Raw genomic sequence first — 18898 nt, 5'->3', positions numbered from 1 at the left:
CGAACTGTATTTTAAAGCGATATGTCAGCACTTACTTTCGACAAAAGCGAATTGGGCAATCTGGAGTACTCGCTCCAGCGCGAAATGCTTGCAACGGACCGTATCGGCGGTTACATGAGCACGACCATCGTCTGCTGCAACACCCGCCGTTACCACGGCCTGATGGTGGCCCCGATCGACGACAGCGACCGGACTTATGTCCTGCTGTCGGCGCTCGACGAAACGATTATCCAGCACGACCAGACATTCAACCTGGCGTTGCACCGTTTCCAGGGAACCTACGAGCCGCGCGGCCACAAATATATCACCGATTTCGAGTACACGCCCACCCCCACGATCACCTACCGTGTGGGCGGCGTGATCCTCCGGAAGGAGATGCTGTGGATTCACAAGCGCACGCAACTGATGATCCGCTATACGCTCGTCGACGCGCATTCCGAAACGCGCCTGCGCCTGCGCCCCTTCCTCGCTTTTCGCGACAAACATGCGCTGACCCACGCCAACATGGAGGCCGACGGGCACTCCTACCCGGCGGTCAACGGCGTAAAGTGCCGCCTCTACAGGTCGTTCCCGTGGCTCTACATGCAGACCAGCAAACCCGGTGCGGAGTTCGTGCCGGCCCCCGACTGGTACTACAATTTCGAATACCTCCAGGACATCGCCCGGGGCTACGACGGCTACGAGGACCTGATGACCACGGGATACTTCGAAACCGAACTCAAGAAGGGCGAAAGCATCATCTTCTCGGCATCGCTCGACGAAATGGGTTCGACGAAAACCATCGAAGAGGTTTTCAAAGGCTCCATCGCGCGCCGCACGCACAAGATCGACTTCATCAGTTGCCTCGAGCACTCGGCGCGCCAGTTCCTGATCCGCCGTCCGGGCAACCGCACGGAAGTGGTCTCAGGCTACCCGTGGCACGGGGTTTCGGGCCGCCAGACCTTTGTGGCGCTGCCGGGAATCACCCTGGAGCAGGACCACAAGGAGGACTGCATCGACGCGCTCGACACGATGGTGCGCGACATGCAGGACGGCATGTTCGCCGGGAACACGTCGGCCGCAGTAGCCGCAGACGCTCCCTTATGGTTTTTCTGGACCCTCCAACGGCTCGAAGCGCACATCGGGGCGAAAAAAATCTGGAAACACTACGGCGAGGCCATGAAGCAGGTGCTCGAAGCCTATAAACGGGGCATTGCGGGCCGCGTCGTACTGAACGACAACGGACTCGTATGGGCCGCATCAGACGAAGTTCCCCTCACATGGATGAACTCGGTCGTCGGCGGACGGTCCGTCACCCCGCGCAACGGCTACCAGGTAGAGGTCAACGCCCTGTGGTACAATGCCGTCTGCTATACACTCCGGCTTGCCGGCGAGGCGGACGACAAAAAATTCGTCAAGGCGTGGGAAAAACTTCCCGAGCGCACCGCGGCGTCGTTCAACGCGCTGTTCCCCCTGTCCGAAGGCTATCTGGCCGACTACGTGGGCTGCGGCGGCGCATCGACGGATATCCGCCCGAACATGATCATCGCCTGCGCGCTGCCTTACAAGATGCCCGACGAACAGATCCAACTGGAGGTGATCCGCACGGTGCGGCAGCACCTCCTGACACCGAAAGGACTGCGCACGCTCTCGCCCCGCAACCCGCTCTACAAGGGTTCGCAGGAGGGCACGCCTGCCGAACGCGACTTCGCAGGCAAAAACGGCTCGGTATGGCCGTGGCTGCTGTCGTTCTACGTCAGGGCCTGCTTCGATGTCAACGGCGACGCGTTCCTGCAGCAGGCTGAAGAAGCCCTGGCCGGATTCGACGAGGACATCCAGACCTACGGCATCGGTTCGATCGGCGAACTTTTCGACGCCGATCCCCCGTTCGCACCGCGCGGAGCCATTTCACAGGCCTGGAGCGTTGCAGCCCTGCTGGACATTCACGGCATGATCCTGGCGCGCAAGCCGGAAGAGAAGACCGAAAAGTCGGAAAAACTTTCGAAAACAGCGCATCCGAAGACTGCAAAGGCCCCAAAAAGCGTTCCTATAAAGATAGGGGCGAAAGAACCCGCCGCAAAAGCGGCGAAAACGCCCCGGAGCGAAGAAAAAACCACAAAAAAGGCGGTAAAGAAAACGACAGCGAAGAAAGGGACAGAAAAGAAGAAATAACAACGACAGCCCGGGCGCACAATGTGAAGAGGAATTGTGCCGGATGGCGAATCCCTTTCCAGGGAGGGGATTCGGAGAGAAGTCAGAGTCGGAAGCACGGCCCAAAGCCGCAGACACCCGACCGCCGATAGCGCAAAGGCCGCCGAAAATATAAATTTACAAAAAGGATAAGGTATGAGAGTTTTAATGTTCGGATGGGAGTTTCCGCCCCACATTGCGGGCGGATTGGGAACGGCCTGCTACGGAATGACCCGCGGACTGGCGCGCAACGGTGTCGACGTAACCTTCATTGTCCCGCACGCGTACGGCGACGAGGACCAGCGTTTCACGCACGTAGTGAACGCCAGCGAGGTGGAGGCCATGTACGGCTCGACGGGCAGCGGCGCGGACGATATTCTGGAAAAGATGTCCTTCATCCACATCGACTCGAACATGGTCCCCTATATCTCTCCCGAGGAGTACGAAACCTACCACGAGCAATACGTCAAATCGGGGCGTAAAACCTGGTCGACGACCGACGCCTGGAAACAGCGTTACACCTTCTCGGGCAAGTACGGCGCCAACCTCATGGAGGAGGTGGCCCGTTATGCGGTGGTCGCCGCGCAGGTAGCCAAGGACCTCGAAGGACAATTCGACGTGATCCATGCCCACGACTGGCTTACTTATTATGCCGGGATCGCCGCAAAACGCGTTTCCGGGAAACCGCTGGTGGTGCACATGCACGCCACGGAATACGACCGCAGCGGCGAGAACGTCAACTCGCAGGTTTACGCCATCGAGCGGGCCGGCATGCACGCCGCCGACCGCGTGATCGCCGTTTCGAACCTCACGCGCAATATCGTCATCAACCGCTACGGCGTTCCGGCCGAACGGGTCGTCACGGTGCACAACGCCGTGCGTTTCGCCCAGAACTGCGGCAAGACGCCCGAGCGGGGCGTCGACGACAAGATCGTTACGTTCCTGGGCCGTATCACCTACCAGAAAGGCCCCGACTACTTCGTCGAAGCGGCCGCCAAGGTCCTCAAGCGGGTTCCCAACGTACGCTTCGTGATGGCCGGTTCGGGCGATATGATGAACCACGTCATCCGCCGCGTGGCAAGGCTGGGCATCGCCGACCGTTTCCACTTCACGGGATTCCTCCGCGGCGAGGACGTACACAAGATGTTCCAACTGTCGGATGTCTACGTGATGCCCTCGGTCTCGGAACCCTTCGGCATCTCGCCGCTGGAAGCGATGCGTTCGAACGTGCCGGTGATCATCTCCAAGCAGAGCGGCGTGGCCGAGGTGCTGGATTACGCCGTGAAGGTCGACTACTGGGACGTAGACGCCCTGGCCGACGCCATTTACGGGCTGATCAAATACCCGGCCCTGTCGGACATGTTCGCCTCGAAAGGCCTCGAAGAGGTGACCAATCTCAAGTGGAACGACGCCGCGGCGAAGATCAAATCGGTTTACGAAGCCGTGATCGAAGAGAATAAAAAACAATTAAAATAGCAACCCGCATGAAAACCGTCTGTCTTTATTTTCAGGTGCACCAGCCCTGGCGTCTGAAGAAATACCGCTTCTTCAACATGGGCAAGGACCACAACTACCTGGATGACCTCATGAACCGTTCGATCATGCAGAAGGTCGCCCGCCAGTGCTACCTGCCGATGAACGCCCTGCTGCTCAAACTCATCAAGGAGAACAAAGGCAAGTTCCGCTGCTCGTTCTCGATCACGGGCATCGCCATCGAACAGTTCCGCGCCTTCGCCCCCGAGGTCCTCGATTCGTTCAAGGAACTGGCTGCGACGGGTTGCGTGGAGTTCCTCGCCGAAACCTACTCCCATTCGCTGGCCTCGCTGGCTTCGAAGGAGGATTTTACGGAGCAAGTCAAGCTGCACACGAACCTTATCAAAAAGGAATTCGGGCTGAAACCCACGGCATTCCGCAACACGGAGCTGATCTATTCGGACGAGATCGGCGAGATGGTGGCCGGCATGGGCTTCCGCACGATGCTGGCCGAAGGCGCCAAGCACGTACTGGGCTGGAAATCGCCCAACTACGTCTATGCCAACGCCATCGACCAGAAACTGCGCCTGCTGCTGCGCAACTACAAGCTCTCGGACGACATCGCCTTCCGCTTCTCCAACAAGAACTGGGACGAATGGCCCCTGACGGCGGAGAAATACGTGCAGTGGCTCGCCTCGGACGAGACGCCGGGCGAAGTCATCAACCTGTTTATGGACTACGAGACCTTCGGCGAGCATCAGACCGCCGACACGGGCATCTTCGAATTCATGCGCGCACTGCCCAAAGCGATCCTCGCCAAGAAGAACGGCCTGGAGTTCGCCACGGTGACCGAAGCCGCGAAGAAATACCAACCCGTCGCCGTGCTCCATTGCCCGCACGTGATGTCGTGGGCCGACGAGGAGCGCGACGTGACGGCATGGCTGGGCAACGAACTGCAGAACGAGGCGTTCTCGAAACTCTACGCCCAGAAAGAGAAGGTCTCGGCGCTGAAAAACCCCGATTTCGACTACGTATGGAGTTTCATGCAGACCTCCGACCATTTCTACTACATGGCTACCAAGTGGCTGTCGGACGGCGACGTACACTCCTATTTCAATCCCTACGACTCGGCTTACGACGCCTTCATCAACTACATGAACGTCCTTTCGGATTTCATCATCGAACTGGACAAGGCCGTGGCGGAAAAGGCGGCTAAAAAGCGGGCCTGAGCGCCTTGGGAACGATCTGAAACGGGTTTCTTCGGAAGCCCGTTTTTTTTATTCGCAAAACGGAGCAAAGGATGTACAGCGTATGTTTTATTTGCTTACATTTGGCGCATTGAAAATACACATGCATGAATAGCGTCTTCATCCTGCTGAACAGCCTCAACGACTGGAAACCCTACTGCGAAACCGACTCGCTGATGACCGCCACCGACTACCTCGAACACCGTTACGGAGAGCGGACTCCCAAACTGGTCATCAACCTGAGCGACGAATACGGCTACAACTCCGAGGGTTACTATTGCTCGCTGCTGGCCCAGGCCCGCGGACACCGCGTACTGCCGGGGGTCGAAACCCTCAACAAACTCGAATCGGGCGCAGGAATACGCATGAACCGCAACCTCCAGCAGCTCTGCCATCAATGGATCGAGCGCAACCGCATCACCGACGAAATCTGGCAGTTGAACATCTACTTCGGGACCTGCCGCGAGAAGGGGCTGGAGAAGATCGCCCGCTTCATCTTCGACCACTATCCCTGCCCGATCCTGCGCGTGACGATGAACAACCATGCGCGCAACCAGATCGAATCGGTGCAGGCCCTTTCGCTGCACCGGCTTTCGGAGAGCGAGCAGGACGACTTCGCAAATGCGCTCGACTGCTTCAACAAGAAGGTGTGGCGTTCGCCACGCTCGGCAAAGCCCGCACGTTACAACCTCGCCATCCTCTACGATCCCGACGAGAAATTCCCGCCCAGCGACAAGGACGCCCTCAACAAGTTCCTCGAAGTGGCCCGGAAGATGAACATCCACGCCGAACTGATCACCGAAGAGGAAGCCACGCGGCTGATGGAGTTCGACGCGCTGTTCATCCGCACCACCACGTCGCTCAACCACTACACCTACCGCCTCGCACAGCGGGCCGCGATGAACGACATCGCCGTGATCGACGATCCCGAGTCGATCATCCGCTGCACGAACAAGGTCTACCTGAGCGAGCTTTTCGAAAAGGCCCGCATCCCGGCCCCGGCCTCGCAACTGCTGTTCCGCAGCAACGAATACACCTACGAAGAGATCAGCGAACAGCTCGGCTCGCCCTTTATCCTCAAGATTCCCGACGGATCGTTCTCGGTAGGGATGCACAAGGTCTCGAACGCCGGAGAACTGCGCGCGGCGCTCGACGAAATGTTCGCCCACTCGGCCGTGCTGCTGGCCCAGGAGTTCATTCCCACGGAATTCGACTGGCGGATCGGCCTCCTGGACGGCGAGCCGCTCTTCGCCTGCAAGTATTTCATGGCCAAAGGCCACTGGCAGATTTACAACCACGCCCACGACGACACGGGACGCAACCTGTGCGGCGCCTGGGAGACCGTGCCCATCTACAAAGCCCCGCAGAAGGTGCTCGACACGGCCGTCAAAGCCGCGGCGCTGATCGGCAAGGGACTCTACGGCGTAGACCTGAAACTCATCAACGGCAAGGCCGTGGTGATCGAGATCAACGACAATCCGTCGATCGATCACGAAGTGGAGGACGCCGTACTGGGCGACGAGCTCTATTACCGCATCCTCAACCACTTCATCCACTGCCTCAACCGCCTGCACGCACAATGACGCCCGCAGTCGAAATACGCCCGGCGGCCGCCGGGGACCTCGATGCCGTGGAGGCCGTCGAACGGCGCTGCTTTCCCGCAGAGGAGGCCTTCTCGCGGCGGCAGCTGCACTACCTGCTCACGCAGGCGCAGGGGGCGAATTACGTGGCCTGCCTCAACAGCGCGGTCGTCGGTTACATTTCGCTGTTGGCGCGGCGCACGGCGGGCAACCTGCGCATCTACTCCGTGGCGGTAGACCCTGCGGCCCGCGGCTGCGGAGCCGGGCAGGCACTGATAGATGCGGCGGTTGCGCTGGCCCGGCAGCTCGGGCTGCGTGAAGTGACGCTCGAAGTGCGCACCGACAACGACGCGGCCATACGGCTCTACACCCGCAGCGGATTCCGGCCCGGGAAACTGCTGCGCGATTATTACCACGACGGCGCCGACGCCCGGCGCATGGCGCTCAGCCTTTCGCCCGGCCGCTGAGAATCGCCTCCTTGTTCGTCTCGGCCCACTCCACCAACCCGAAAATGTGCGGCAGCAGGCTCCGGCCCCGCTCCGTCAGCCTATACTCCACGCGCGGCGGAACCTCGGCATAGACCTCGCGGCTGACCACTCCGTCGGTTTCGAGCATCCGCAGCGTGACGGTCAGCATCCGGTGCGAAATGTCGCCCAGCGTGCGGTGAATCTCGCTGAAACGCATCACCCCGTTGGCATTGAGCGTCAGCAATACCAGCATCGACCACTTGTCCCCCAGGCGGCTCAGTATGTCCCGAACCGGACAGCATCCCGTAGGTATAAAATTTTCCAAACTTTTTTCCGTTTCCATTCCTTTGATTTCCAACAACGGTTACTTTTTCGTAACCTACTCATTTTTACGTGCGTACTTGTTTTAGCGCGCGGTTTATCGTATATTTGTTCACAAACGTAATAAACTTACTTAAAATAACTGTCGTTTCATTCAAAAAATTGTGACTATGGCAAAGCGAGCAGCCGTCGTGGCCGTGAATCCCGTGAACGGGATGGGCCTGTTCCAGTATCTGGAAACATTTTTCGAAAACAAAATTCCCTACACCCTCTTCGCGGTAGCCGACAGCCGCGAAATCCGCACCAATTCGGGCGTCGGCCTGACCGCCGACGATGTCATCGCCAACCTCAAAGGCCATGAAGACGAGTACGACGCCCTCGTATTTGCCTGCGGCGACGCCGTGCCGGTCTTCGCACAGCATGCCGGCGAACCCTGGAACAAGGACCTGATGGAGGTGCTGAAAACCTTCGGCGAAAAGGGAAAGCTGATGATCGGCCACTGTGCCGCAGGAATGATGTTCGGATTCGCGGGCGTCGCCGCAGGGCGGCGGGTCGCCGTACATCCGCTGGCCAAAGCCGCCGTGACGGGACCCGTCGCAACGGACGCCGCCTATGAAACCGACGGCAACTTCTTCACCGCGCAGGAGGAACACGCCATTCCGGAGATGCTCCCGAAAGTGGTCGAAGCGTTGAAATAACCGCCTGAAAAAGCCCCTCTTCCGGAGGGGCTTTTCGTTATCGCCGGACGGCGTAGTCGTAGACGAGCCGCGAGATGCGGGCGATGACGGCGGCGTTCGTCCGGTCGTCCTCGCGGGAATCCATGACGAAGACCGCTATCGAATAGCTGCACCCGTCGGGCAGGCGGACAATGCCGATATCGTTGTCGGCGACCATCACGCCCTGCGCATCGCGGAAAGCGCTGCCCGTTTTATGAGCTACGGCGACATCCGCAGGCAGCAGTCCCCGGAGTTTATCGGGACCGGTCGTCGTGCCGAACATCGTCTCCAGCAGAAAGTCCCCGTATTCGGCGGAGAGCAGTTCGCCGCGGCGGAAGCGCTCGAGCAGCCGCACGGCGGCCAGCGGCGTGGTCCAGTTGAGATACTGGTTGTCCGGACGGCGGTGCATCGTCTCCTCGTCGGCAACGATCGCCGTACGGCCGACGCCCAGCCGGGCGACGTAGCGGTTTACGGTCTTAGGTCCGCCCAGGAACCGGAAAAGCAGGTCGCAGACGTTGTTGTCGCTCTGTGCAACGCTGTAATCCAGCAGTTCCGCCGCCGTGAGTTCATAACCGCCTTCGGGGCGGGCATCACGCAGCGGCGACCAAGTATCGGAAAGCAGGTCGGAGCGCAGGACCGGGATGCGCGTCGTCAACGGAAGGCCGGCGCGGTCGAGGCTGTCGAGCAGGGCCAGCGCCTGGTGGAATTTATAGACGCTCATCGTGGGATAACGGTGCGCATTGTTCACCACGAGCGTGTCGCCGTCGCCGAACACCACGGCGACGCCCACCGTCGCGCGGACGCTGTCGGCCACAACGCGGATGTCGCGTTCGAGCGCTCCCGTACGGGCCGAAAGGGGCATAGCCGCTAGGAGACAGCAGCAGAGGGGCAAAAACCGTCTCATCGCCGTCAGCCTTTGCGCTTGTAACGCGAGGGTGAAGTTCCGGTGTGCTGCTTGAAATACTTACCGAAGAAAGACTGCGTCGAAAAATTGAGGTGGTAGGCGATCTCCTGAATGCTCATGCCCGAATATTTCAGCAGGGCTTTGGCTTCGAGGATGACCGATTCGTCGATCCACCGCGCAGCGGTCTTGCCGCTCACCTCCTTGACGACAGACGAAAGATATTTGGGCGTGATATTGAGCTGCTTGGCATAGAAGCTCACGTTGCGTTCCTTTTTGTTGTACTGTTGCAGCAGCGACATGAACTCGTCGAAAAGCACCTCGCAGCGGCCCTGCTTCATTTCGCCGGGCTGCTCGCGCTGGTTGATCTCGGTGATGATGTAGAACGCCGTCGTAAAGAGCGTGCGGATGATCTCGTGGCGGTAACGCTCCTTGTCGCTGCGCAGCATGGTTTTGATCAACTGGAACAGTTGCCGGATTTCGTCCACGTCCTGCGGCGTCACCTCCAGCACCGGGGCTTTGCCGAAGCGCATGTAGACCGGCAGCGAGGTCGAAAGGTCGATCTGTATCTCATTGACGAACGACTTGGAGAAGGCAAGGAAATAAGCCGCCGCGTTGGACGAACACTTCACCGTGCGGATGATCGAATCGGGATTGAAAAAGACGAGGGTGTTGGGTTTGACGTTGTAATTCTCCATGTCGATCGACACGGTAGCCTCGCCCGTCATCATGACAATGGCCGAAAAGCCGTCGATCGTCGCCGGATAATCGGCCGTAGTGTTGTTCTGCGCCGAAAGCGCCGCGATGACCAGATCGTCCGAGAGGTAAAAGACATCGCTCATCTCCTTCTTGATGCGGGAGATGGAGACTTTGCGCAGGCTTTCGCGTCCTTCGCCACGCGTCGCTTTGCCGTTATCCGCCATATCGTCGTAGTTTTTCCGACAAAAGTAACAATTACCGCTTAAAATCGCAAGCGCGGGAGATAAAAAACTTATTCCCGCTGCCGGGCGCACATCACGCGCAGGCCGCCGGCGAGACACTCGATATGCAACGGGAATTCGGCGCCCTTCTGCCCGTCGACATCCGTCGGTTCGTTGACCGACGAACGGATGTCGATCGTCCGCACCTGCAGGTGGCGCACGATTTTCGGACTGCCGCCCGCCAGGTAACGGCACATGGCCAGCGTCGAGCGGAAGAAGTTTTTCTTCTCCAACAGCAGGCAGTCGAACAGTCCGTCGCGTATCGACGAACGCCGCGCCAGGTGGAACCCGCCTGCGGTCTCGCCGTTGAAAATCAACACCATCAGCGACCGCAGATCGAACCGTTCGCCGTCGGCGACAATCTCCAGCGGCACGGCGTGCATCGAACGGAACTCCTTGATTCCTTCGATGATATAGGCCAATTTACCGATCCGGTGTTTGCGTTTGTCGGGCGTATGCTGGGACGTGGTGGTGAAGATGCCGAACGAAAAGATATTGACGAAATAGAGCCCGTTCACCCGGCCTACGTCGACCCGGTCCACGGCCCCCGAAGCGATCTGCCGCGCCGCTTCGAGCGGTTCGCACGACATGCCGATCGCGCGGGCGAAATCGTTGGCCGTACCGGCGGGAATCACCCCGAGCGGAATGTCCAGCCCCTTACGTTTCATGGCGTTGACCACGTAGTTGACCGTGCCGTCGCCGCCTGCGACGACCATCAGCCCGATCGTCTCGTTCCCGTCGAACGGATTGACCGTGAAATCGATCGGCTGCGGCGTGATTTCGTATCCGTAAGCCTGGAAAATCGTACTGATGCACCCGACATTGCGGGCGATCTTTCCTTTGCCCGACCCGGGATTGTAGAGAAATACCGCTGTTTTCATGATCTCATTATTTCATAACCAGCGCTTCCATCGCCGGCGAAACATATTCTTCGTATTCGTCCTCCCCGGCCCCGGCCAGGATAAAGTAAGCCTTCACGCCCGGCATCCGGCCGACAGCCGCCAGCGCATCGTCGGCGCCCATCGCCAGGAACATCGTCCCCATGGCGTCGGCCTCGGCGCAGGTCGGGGCAACGACGGTCACCGACAGCAGGCGCGAAAGGGCGCTGCGGCCCGTACGCGGGTCGATGGTATGAGCGACCTTGTTGCCCTCCTTGTCGAGGTAGAAACGACGATAGTTACCCGAGGTGGCCATTCCTCCGCCGGTCATCTGAATCCGTTTCTGGAGGTATTCGCCGTTCGACATATTGCCGTCGAAGGGCGTTTCGACGCCGATGCGCCACGCCTGCCCCTGACGGTTGACGCCCCGGCAGCGGACCTCGCCGCCGATATCGACGATATAGTTTTCGGCGCCGTATTTTTCGACCAGCGCCGCCAGCAGGTCGACCGTATAACCTTTGGCCACGGAGTTGAAATCGAGCTGCACGCGCGGGTCGTCCTTGACCAGCCGTCCGCCCGCTACGCGCACTTTTTCACGCCCCACGAACTCGAGGATCGAATCGATGTTCGGATGCTCGGTGCGTTCCTTCCCGGCGAAGCCCCACGCCTCGACCAGCGGTTTGACGGTCACGTCGTAGCGTCCGTCGCTCAGGGCCCCGATGCTGTCGGCCAGGTGCAGGTTAAAGGCGATATGCCGGTCGACGGTGTCGGTTTCGTTGCGGTTCAGGCGGCTCAGCAGCGACATCGGATCGTAGATCGACATCGACGCCTTGGCCTCGCGGTCCAGCTCCATGACGGCCGCATAAAGCTCCTGCGACGAGACGCCCTTGACATCGGCCACCACATGCAGCGTCGTGCCGAGCATCACCCCGTCGACAACGGTGAAATCCGGCCGGCCCGCGCAGCCGCACAGCACCGCTGCGACAAACGCGGCAAAAGCCCAGCGCATACCCGTTTTCTCCATAATTTTCACTTGTTTAGCGGCAAAAATACGATTTTCCCTGTTAACTTGTCGTTTTTCGGCCTCCAAAGGTAAATAATTTTCATTTTTCAATGTATAATTCTCAATTATTTCATACCTTTGCCGAACGCTCTGGCGTTATCCACGGTAAGGGGGATGCGTCGTAGAGTGGAACGTAAATAAATTTTACACAATGGCTTATTTAACAGCTGAGAAAAAGCAGGAGCTTTTCGGCCAGTACGGCAAGTCTAACACCGACACGGGTTCGCCCGAAAGTCAGATCGCGTTGTTTTCCTACCGTATCAGCCACCTTACGGAACACCTCAAAAGCAACAAGCACGACTTCGGAACCCAGCGCGCACTGCTGCGCCTGGTCGGCAAGCGCCGCGCGTTGCTGGAGTACCTGAAGGAGATCGACATCGAGCGCTACCGCGCAATCGTGAAGACGCTCAACCTCCGTAAGTAATCCCGAGGAAGAAATGAAGGCAAGGCCCGAGAGGTGTTGCCTTCATTTTCGTTGCTGAAACAATTTGAAAACACTATAGGTTTAATTTTTTATGGAAGAAAAGAAGCTGTACAACGCAGTCCGCAAGATCATTACGCTGGCCGACGGTCGCCAGATCGAGATCGAAACGGGCAAACTGGCCAAACAGGCCGACGGCTCGGTCGTCGTCAAGATGGGCGACACGATGCTGCTCGGAACCGTCGTGGCCGCAAAGGATGCAAAACCCGACACCGACTTTATGCCTCTCCAGGTCGAATACAAGGAGAAGTACGCCTCCGTAGGCCGCTACCCCGGAGGTTTCATGAAACGCGAAGGCAAGGCCAATGACAGCGAGGTGCTCGTCGCCCGCCTGATCGACCGCGCACTCCGCCCGCTGTTCCCCGCGGATTACCACGCCGAAGTTTACGTAACGGTCAACCTCATTTCGGCGGACAAGGATATTCAGCCCGACGCACTGGCCGGCCTGGCCGCTTCGGCAGCACTCGCCGTATCGGACATTCCGTTCGGCGGCCCCATTTCGGAGGTTCGCGTAGCCCGCATCGACGGGCAGTACGTCATCAACCCCAACTACTCGGATATGGCGAACGTCGACCTGGACATCATGGTCGGCGGTACGATCGACAACATCCTGATGGTCGAGGGCGAGATGAAGGAGGTTTCGGAAGAGGTGATGCTCGGCGCCATCAAATTCGCGCATGAGGAGATCAAGAAGCACTGCGCCGTACAGATCGAACTTTCGAAGGAACTGGGCAAGGACGTAAAACGCACCTACTGCCACGAGGTCAACGACGAAGAACTGCGCCAGACGATCATCAAGGAGCTCTACGACAAGGCTTACGCCATCGCTACGAGCGGCACGATGAAGCACGAGCGCGAAGACAAGTTCAACGCCCTCGAAGCCGAGTTCGCAGCCCGCTACTCGGAAGAGGAACTGGTGGAGAAAGCTCCGCTGATCCACAAATACTTCCACGACGACGTACAGAAGAAGGCCATGCGCAACATGGTCCTCGATCTGGGCCAGCGTCTCGACGGCCGCAAGACCGACGAAATCCGCCCGATCTGGTGCGAGGTGGGCTACCTGCCCGCGGCCCACGGCTCGGCGATCTTCACCCGCGGTGAAACGCAGTCGCTGACGACCGTAACGCTCGGCACGAAACTCGACGAAAAGGTCAAGGACGAAGTGCTCGTACAGGGAACCGAGAAATTCGTGCTCCACTATAACTTCCCGCCCTTCTCGACGGGCGAAGCCAAGGCCGCCCGCGGTCTGAGCCGCCGCGAGATCGGCCACGGCCACCTGGCATGGCGCGCCCTGAAACCGATGATCCCGATGGGCGAGGACAACCCCTACGCCGTACGTGTCGTATCGGACATCCTCGAATCGAACGGTTCGTCGTCGATGGCTACGGTTTGCGCCGGAACCCTCGCACTGATGGACGCCGGCGTGAAACTCAAGAAGCCCGTATCGGGTATCGCCATGGGCCTGATCTCGGATTCCGAAACCGGCAAATGGGCCGTGCTGTCGGACATCCTGGGCGATGAGGATCACCTGGGCGACATGGACTTCAAGGTGACGGGAACCAAGGACGGTATCACCGCCACGCAGATGGATATCAAGGTCGACGGCCTCTCGTACGAGGTGCTGGCCGCCGCACTGGAGCAGGCCCGCAAAGGCCGCATGCACATCCTCGGCAAGATCACCGAGTGCATCGCCGAGCCGCGCGAGGACTACAAGCCCTGCGTACCGCGCATCGTACAGATCGTCATTCCGCAGGATATGATCGGTCCGGTTATCGGCCCGGGCGGAAAGGTGATCCAGGACATCCAGAAGACCACCAACACGACCATCACCATCACGGAGGTGGACAACAAGGGTATCGTAGATATCTTCGGCATCGACAAGGAGGCTCTCGACGGAGCGCTGGCCCGCATCAAGGCCATCGTAGCCATTCCCGAAGTAGGCGAGACCTACCACGGCAAGGTCCGTTCGATCGTCGCATTCGGCGCATTCGTCGAGATCATGCCGGGCAAGGACGCCCTGCTCCACATCTCGGAGATCGACTACAAGCGTTTCGAGACCATGGAGGAGACGGGTCTGAAAGAGGGTGACGAGATTGACGTGAAGCTGATCGGCGTAGACCCCAAGACCAACAAACTCAAGCTGTCGCGCAAGGCGCTGCTGCCTAAACCCGAAGGGTATGTGGAGCGTGAACGCCGTCCGCGTCCCGAGCGCGGAGACCGTGGCGAACGCCGCGAGCGCGGCGAGCGTCGGGAGCGTCCTGAACACAAGGAAGAGTAAAATGGCTGTAAATGTGGATATTTCGGACGAAAAGCTGTTCTTTTTTCCGTCCGGGATATTGCAGAATTAGCAAGAGTTTTCTATATTTGCGCTGTTCGGAGGTCCTGAATGGAGGCGTCAAGCCCCGGAAGCAGGACTGCACGAACGAAAAACGAGAGGCAAACAATTAAAAATAAACACATTAACTTTTACCTATTATGAAAAACTTAATGAAATTGAGCGTTGTGCTCGTGGCTGCCGCACTGGCATTCTCGAGCTGTAACTGCTTCAAGAAGATGGCGAAGAACCGGGACGACATCAAGCTGACGGTCACCCCCGAAATTCTGACGCTGAACAACGGCATCGTTGCCGCCGACATCAATGTTACCTTCCCCGTGGAGTATTTCAACAAGAAGGCCATCATCAAAGTTACCCCCGTCATCGTATTCGAAGGCGGCGAAGTAGCCGGCGCCACCAAATATTACCAGGGTTCGAAGGTGGACGAGAACTATGCAGTCGTAGACATGAGCAACGGCGGCAATTTTACGCAGCACGTTGAGTTCCCGTACGATCCCCGCATGGACCAGTGCGCCCTGCAGCTCCGCGCCGAGATCAAGTGCCCGAAAGGCAAGGCCAAGGAGTTCGTGCTCGTGAACCTGAACACCGGAGCCATTCCCACCAAGGAGCAGGCTGCCGTGCTGGCCGGCAACGACGCCGCTGCCAAGGCTGCCATCAACAAGGAATTCGGCCTGACGGTAGCTTACGGTCTGAACACCCTGCAGAAGGACCTCAAGTACGGCGACCTGATGGATCAGATGGCCAACAACTACAAGAAGGTGACGACGGTAGTCGACAAGACCGACCTGCTCTACGCCATCAACTCGTCGGTTGTGACGAAGAAGAACGAGAAGAACGCCAACCTCGGCGCATTCAAGGAGAACGTAGACAAGAACCTCACGAACGACCGCGCTACGCAGAACATCGCCGTGAAGGGTTACGCTTCGCCCGACGGTCCGGTGAAGTTCAACGACAAACTCTCGAAGTCGCGTAGCGAATCGGGTAAGAAAGTCGTTGCCAAACTGCTCAAGGATGCAGGCCTGGATATCGACGCTGCCGCTTACGGCGAAGACTGGGACGGTTTCAAGGAACTGGTCGAGAAGTCGGACATCAAAGACAAGAACCTCATTCTCCAGGTGCTGAGCCTCTACAACTCGCCCGCAGAGCGTGAGACCGAGATCAAGAACATGTCGAGCGTATTCAACGAACTGAAGAAGGACATCCTTCCCGAACTGCGTCGCTCGCAGATCGTCAACAGCACCGACCTCCAGGGTCTGACCGACGCTGAGATCATGGCCGCTTACCGCAACGGCGGCAACCTGACGGTAGAGCAGTATCTCTATGCCGCACAGGAGCTGGCTAACGGCGCTGAGGAGCAGGTTGCTATCCTGACCGCCGCTTCGAAGAAGTTCAACGACGCCCGTGTATGGAACAACCTCGGCGTTGCCCAGACGCAGGCCGGCGACAAGGCTGCTGCCCTGAAGTCGTTCGAGAAGGCTGCCAAGCTGGATTCGTCGAAGGAGCTCAGCAAGAACCTGCTGCTCGCCAACCTGGCTAACGGCAACACCGCCGAGGCCAAGAAGTACGCTGCCGCTGCCGACGCTCAGGCCAAGGCTGCCATGGCTGCTGCCGAAGGCGATTACAAGGCTGCTGCCAAGAACCTCGAGGGTTACAACGAGGCTATCGCCCTGGTTCAGTCGAACGACCTGGCCGGCGCCAAGAAGGCCATCGCCAAGGACAACTCGGCTGACGCCGACTACCTGCGTGCCGTTATCGCCGCTAAGGAAGGCGACCTGAAGGCTGCAGAGGCTCAGTTGAAGAGCGCTGTTTCGAAGAACCCCGCGCTGGCTCAGAAGGCCGCTAAGGACATCAACCTGAAGGCACTGAAGAAGTAATCAGCTTCTCCCGATAAAAAAGAGTCTGGCCGTTTACGGTTCAGGCTCTTTTTTTGCATCTCATCCGGCGTGCCCTGCAACAAATGCGCGGGCGGGAACGTTGTAACTGTAAAAAGCGGCTCCGGCGTATGTTCCGACAACAACGGTTCACGGCGGACACCGGTTAAAATAATTGATCCGGAAGCGATGCGGGATCGAATAATTTTTCTAATTTTGTAAAAAACACGATCGTATGGAATACGCCAACCATCTCAAAGAATACGCCCCGGCCGGGAGTGCAGCTCAAGTCGACGAAGAAGTCGCCCGCATCCGCAAGGTCGCCGAGGCCCGCAACCACAACACCGAAGTTTACAAACTCTGCTATTCGGCCATCGACATCACGACCCTGTCGTGCAACGATTCGGTGACCTCCGTCACGGAGTTCGCCCGCAAGACCGTGGAGTTCTACCAGAAATATCCCCACATTCCCAATGTGGCTTCGATCTGCATCTATCCTTCGTTCGTCGAGACTGTCGGGCTGGCTGTGGACGGCACGCCGATGAAGATCACGAGCGTCGGCGGCGGATTCCCCGCGGCGCAGACCTTCCTCGAAGTGAAGGCCCTCGAAGTGGCTATGGCCGTGGAGAACGGCGCCGACGAAGTGGACATCGTCCTCAACGTAGGCCGCATGCTCACGGGCGAATACGACGAGGCCGCCAACGAAGTGGAGGTAATCCGCACGGAGATGGACGAGGATGTGGTCCTGAAGGTGATCATCGAGTCGGGAGCGCTGAAAACGCCCGACCTGATCCGCAAGGCATCGTTGCTTTCGATGTTCGCAGGAGCCGATTTCGTGAAGACCTCGACGGGCAAGATCGACGTGGCGGCAACGCCCGAAGCCGCCGTAGTGATGTGCCAGGCAATCCGGGACTATTACGCCAAAACGGGCCGCAAGGTCGGTTTCAAGGCCGCAGGCGGCGTCCGTACGGCCCAGGATGCCGCGCTCTACTACACGATCGTCGAGGAGATTCTCGGCAAGGAGTGGCTCACGCCGGACCTGTTCCGCATCGGCGCCTCCTCGGCCGCAAACAACATCCTCTCGGCTATCGAAGGCGTGGAGATCAAGTATTTCTAGGCGGCCCGAAAGCCCCGAAAACGGTATGCAGCAGCCCTGTCGGGCTGCTGTTTTTCATATCCGGGAGGTCCCGGAACGAAAAAAGCCGAAGATTTAAAATATCCGGGCCGCCGGATCGTCTGCATAAGTAGAAAGCAGCGGCAATGACAGCACAAAAACGAAAGATCGTACTTTACACCTTCGACTGCTCCGGATGCGGTTACTGCACCGAAGTCTGCGGCAGCGGGGTCCTCAAGCTGGTCGACAACGGCACATGCCGCTTCGTCAACGTCGCAGACGCTTCGCGCTGCACGGAATGCGGACGGTGCGAACGGCGATGCCCGAACAATGCGATTTTACTTAAACCGAACAATACGATGAAAGAAAAACTGAAAATTGCAGGATACGCCCTGGGAGGCGTGGCCCTGCTCGCCCTGGGCGTCGCCGTGACCATGTGGCTGTGGAATGCGCTGATTCCCGAGATCGTGGGCTGGAAAGCCATCAACTACTGGCAATCGCTGGGCCTGCTGGTACTGCTGCGGCTGCTCTTCGGGCATTTCGGACACTTCGGCCGCGGAGGTTTCGGCCGTCCGCACATGTCGCGCCGGGAGCACCGCCACCTGCACGAGGCGATGCGGGGCATGTCGCACAGCGAAAAGCGGGAGTTCATCCGCCGCCGGATGCGGGAATTATGCGAACGGGAACAGTCCGCAGATGACGCCGCAGCACAATAATCCCACGGAGGTATTCGAAAATTACCGCCGGCAGTTGCGGGCCTTTATTTCGCGGCGCGTGGACTCCGAAGCGGAAAGCGAAGACATCCTGCAGGAGGTTTTCATGCGCTTCGTACAGACCGACACGGTGAATCCCATCGGGCAGGTCGCGGCATGGCTCTTCCGCACGGCCCGCAACCGCATCATCGACCACGGCCGTAAACGCCGCGAGGAACGAATGCCCCAACTCCGCGACCCGGATGACGAGAGCGGATTCGTCAGCGAGATCACGGCCCTGCTGGCCGACGACAGCAGTTCGCCCGAAATGGAGTACCTCCGCGCACTGGTCTGGGAAGAGGTCGAGAAGGCGCTGAGCGAACTGCCCGCCGCCCAGCGCGACGTATTCTGCCTGACTGAAATGGAAGGGTTCACCTTCCGGGAACTCGCCGAAGACACGGGCATTCCGGTGGCGACCCTGCTGTCGCGCAAACATTATGCGGTAAAATACCTCCGCAGCCGGTTAGCGGAAATCTACGAGGCTTTCCTCACGGACTGAGCCTTCCAGACCACGCAAAACAGCGGCCCCACACGGGGGCCGCTGTTTCAG

General features: G+C 58.9%; 17 protein-coding genes. 12 read left to right on the top strand and 5 right to left on the bottom strand.

The window, feature by feature from the left end; all coding sequences use genetic code 11:
• The first annotated feature begins 21 nt into the window (after positions 1-21).
• The 5 genes from KG007_RS06025 to rimI all read left to right on the top strand — a co-directional run bounded on the left by KG007_RS06025 (position 22) and on the right by rimI (position 6936).
• Positions 22-2151, top strand: coding sequence for a glycogen debranching enzyme N-terminal domain-containing protein (locus KG007_RS06025; protein WP_213347696.1), 2130 nt, complete (start codon positions 22-24; stop codon positions 2149-2151).
• 174 nt (positions 2152-2325) lie between these two features.
• Complete coding sequence (locus KG007_RS06020; protein WP_317191084.1) at positions 2326-3645, top strand: glycosyltransferase family 4 protein; 1320 nt, start codon at positions 2326-2328, stop codon at positions 3643-3645.
• A gap of 8 nt (positions 3646-3653) precedes the next feature.
• Positions 3654-4871: a glycoside hydrolase family 57 protein gene (locus KG007_RS06015; protein ID WP_195458812.1), complete on the top strand. Its 1218-nt coding sequence runs from the start codon at positions 3654-3656 to the stop codon at positions 4869-4871.
• Positions 4872-4996: 125 nt separating this feature from the next.
• On the top strand, positions 4997-6472 hold the full coding sequence (locus KG007_RS06010; protein ID WP_213347695.1) for a RimK family protein: 1476 nt from the start codon (positions 4997-4999) through the stop codon (positions 6470-6472).
• The gene (gene rimI / locus KG007_RS06005; RefSeq protein WP_213347694.1) at positions 6469-6936 is read left to right on the top strand and encodes a ribosomal protein S18-alanine N-acetyltransferase; all 468 of its coding nucleotides are present in this window, start codon (positions 6469-6471) and stop codon (positions 6934-6936) included. The genes KG007_RS06010 and rimI overlap by 4 nt, the downstream gene beginning before the upstream one ends.
• Here rimI and KG007_RS06000 read toward each other — a convergent pair.
• Positions 6914-7261 carry a winged helix-turn-helix transcriptional regulator gene (locus tag KG007_RS06000; protein WP_213347693.1) on the bottom strand — a complete coding sequence of 116 codons (348 nt, stop codon included), beginning with the start codon at positions 7259-7261 and terminating at the stop codon, positions 6914-6916. The genes rimI and KG007_RS06000 overlap by 23 nt on opposite strands.
• 166 nt (positions 7262-7427) lie before the next feature.
• Here KG007_RS06000 and KG007_RS05995 point away from each other — a divergent pair, with 166 nt between their 5' ends.
• The gene (locus tag KG007_RS05995) at positions 7428-7955 is read left to right on the top strand and encodes a DJ-1/PfpI family protein (protein ID WP_195458816.1); all 528 of its coding nucleotides are present in this window, start codon (positions 7428-7430) and stop codon (positions 7953-7955) included.
• Positions 7956-7992: 37 nt separating this feature from the next.
• Here the strand turns inward: KG007_RS05995 and bla are convergent, their stop codons facing one another.
• The 4 genes from bla to KG007_RS05975 all read right to left on the bottom strand — a co-directional run bounded on the left by bla (position 7993) and on the right by KG007_RS05975 (position 11756).
• Complete coding sequence (bla, locus tag KG007_RS05990) at positions 7993-8877, bottom strand: class A beta-lactamase, subclass A2 (protein ID WP_213347692.1); 885 nt, start codon at positions 8875-8877, stop codon at positions 7993-7995.
• Positions 8878-8882: 5 nt separating this feature from the next.
• Positions 8883-9797: an AraC family transcriptional regulator gene (locus KG007_RS05985; protein ID WP_195458818.1), complete on the bottom strand. Its 915-nt coding sequence runs from the start codon at positions 9795-9797 to the stop codon at positions 8883-8885.
• A 68-nt stretch (positions 9798-9865) separates the two neighbouring features.
• The gene (locus KG007_RS05980; RefSeq protein WP_213347691.1) at positions 9866-10735 is read right to left on the bottom strand and encodes a diacylglycerol/lipid kinase family protein; all 870 of its coding nucleotides are present in this window, start codon (positions 10733-10735) and stop codon (positions 9866-9868) included.
• Between the two features lie 7 nt (positions 10736-10742).
• Positions 10743-11756, bottom strand: coding sequence for an FAD:protein FMN transferase (locus KG007_RS05975; protein ID WP_213347690.1), 1014 nt, complete (start codon positions 11754-11756; stop codon positions 10743-10745).
• A 190-nt stretch (positions 11757-11946) separates the two neighbouring features.
• Here KG007_RS05975 and rpsO point away from each other — a divergent pair, with 190 nt between their 5' ends.
• From rpsO to KG007_RS05945, 6 genes are all read left to right on the top strand, one after another.
• On the top strand, positions 11947-12219 hold the full coding sequence (gene rpsO, locus KG007_RS05970) for a 30S ribosomal protein S15 (RefSeq protein WP_195458822.1): 273 nt from the start codon (positions 11947-11949) through the stop codon (positions 12217-12219).
• Positions 12220-12310: 91 nt separating this feature from the next.
• Positions 12311-14554, top strand: coding sequence for a polyribonucleotide nucleotidyltransferase (pnp, locus tag KG007_RS05965; RefSeq protein ID WP_213347689.1), 2244 nt, complete (start codon positions 12311-12313; stop codon positions 14552-14554).
• A gap of 209 nt (positions 14555-14763) precedes the next feature.
• Positions 14764-16485, top strand: a complete 1722-nt coding sequence (locus KG007_RS05960; protein WP_195458826.1) for a hypothetical protein — start codon at positions 14764-14766, stop codon at positions 16483-16485.
• Positions 16486-16717: 232 nt separating this feature from the next.
• Entirely contained in the window at positions 16718-17599 is an 882-nt protein-coding gene (gene deoC, locus KG007_RS05955; protein ID WP_195458828.1) for a deoxyribose-phosphate aldolase, read from the top strand.
• A 143-nt stretch (positions 17600-17742) separates the two neighbouring features.
• Positions 17743-18312, top strand: a complete 570-nt coding sequence (locus KG007_RS05950) for a 4Fe-4S dicluster domain-containing protein (protein WP_213347688.1) — start codon at positions 17743-17745, stop codon at positions 18310-18312.
• Positions 18293-18847, top strand: a complete 555-nt coding sequence (locus KG007_RS05945) for an RNA polymerase sigma factor (RefSeq protein ID WP_213347687.1) — start codon at positions 18293-18295, stop codon at positions 18845-18847. The genes KG007_RS05950 and KG007_RS05945 overlap by 20 nt, the downstream gene beginning before the upstream one ends.
• Positions 18848-18898 lie beyond the last annotated feature (51 nt).

The organism is Alistipes montrealensis, from assembly GCF_018362775.1.
GTDB classification, from domain to species: domain Bacteria; phylum Bacteroidota; class Bacteroidia; order Bacteroidales; family Rikenellaceae; genus Alistipes; species Alistipes montrealensis.
The sequence above is the reverse complement of the archived record's forward strand: the minus strand, read 5'-3'. Positions and strand labels throughout refer to the sequence as shown.

Bases quoted from the DNA above. Each gene is read 5' to 3' on its own strand.
- KG007_RS05960 (WP_195458826.1), top strand. From the start codon at position 14,764: ATGAAATTGAGCGTTGTGCTCGTGGCTGCCGCACTGGCATTCTCGAGC.
- KG007_RS06010 (WP_213347695.1), top strand. From the start codon at position 4,997: ATGAATAGCGTCTTCATCCTGCTGAACAGCCTCAACGACTGGAAACCC.
- KG007_RS06020 (WP_317191084.1), top strand. From the start codon at position 2,326: ATGAGAGTTTTAATGTTCGGATGGGAGTTTCCGCCCCACATTGCGGGC.
- KG007_RS05995 (WP_195458816.1), top strand. From the start codon at position 7,428: ATGGCAAAGCGAGCAGCCGTCGTGGCCGTGAATCCCGTGAACGGGATG.
- KG007_RS06015 (WP_195458812.1), top strand. From the start codon at position 3,654: ATGAAAACCGTCTGTCTTTATTTTCAGGTGCACCAGCCCTGGCGTCTG.
- KG007_RS05980 (WP_213347691.1), bottom strand. From the start codon at position 10,735: ATGAAAACAGCGGTATTTCTCTACAATCCCGGGTCGGGCAAAGGAAAG.
- KG007_RS05945 (WP_213347687.1), top strand. From the start codon at position 18,293: ATGACGCCGCAGCACAATAATCCCACGGAGGTATTCGAAAATTACCGC.
- KG007_RS05985 (WP_195458818.1), bottom strand. From the start codon at position 9,797: ATGGCGGATAACGGCAAAGCGACGCGTGGCGAAGGACGCGAAAGCCTG.
- bla (WP_213347692.1), bottom strand. From the start codon at position 8,877: ATGAGACGGTTTTTGCCCCTCTGCTGCTGTCTCCTAGCGGCTATGCCC.
- KG007_RS05950 (WP_213347688.1), top strand. From the start codon at position 17,743: ATGACAGCACAAAAACGAAAGATCGTACTTTACACCTTCGACTGCTCC.
- rimI (WP_213347694.1), top strand. From the start codon at position 6,469: ATGACGCCCGCAGTCGAAATACGCCCGGCGGCCGCCGGGGACCTCGAT.
- KG007_RS06025 (WP_213347696.1), top strand. From the start codon at position 22: ATGTCAGCACTTACTTTCGACAAAAGCGAATTGGGCAATCTGGAGTAC.
- rpsO (WP_195458822.1), top strand. From the start codon at position 11,947: ATGGCTTATTTAACAGCTGAGAAAAAGCAGGAGCTTTTCGGCCAGTAC.
- deoC (WP_195458828.1), top strand. From the start codon at position 16,718: ATGGAATACGCCAACCATCTCAAAGAATACGCCCCGGCCGGGAGTGCA.
- KG007_RS05975 (WP_213347690.1), bottom strand. From the start codon at position 11,756: ATGGAGAAAACGGGTATGCGCTGGGCTTTTGCCGCGTTTGTCGCAGCG.
- pnp (WP_213347689.1), top strand. From the start codon at position 12,311: ATGGAAGAAAAGAAGCTGTACAACGCAGTCCGCAAGATCATTACGCTG.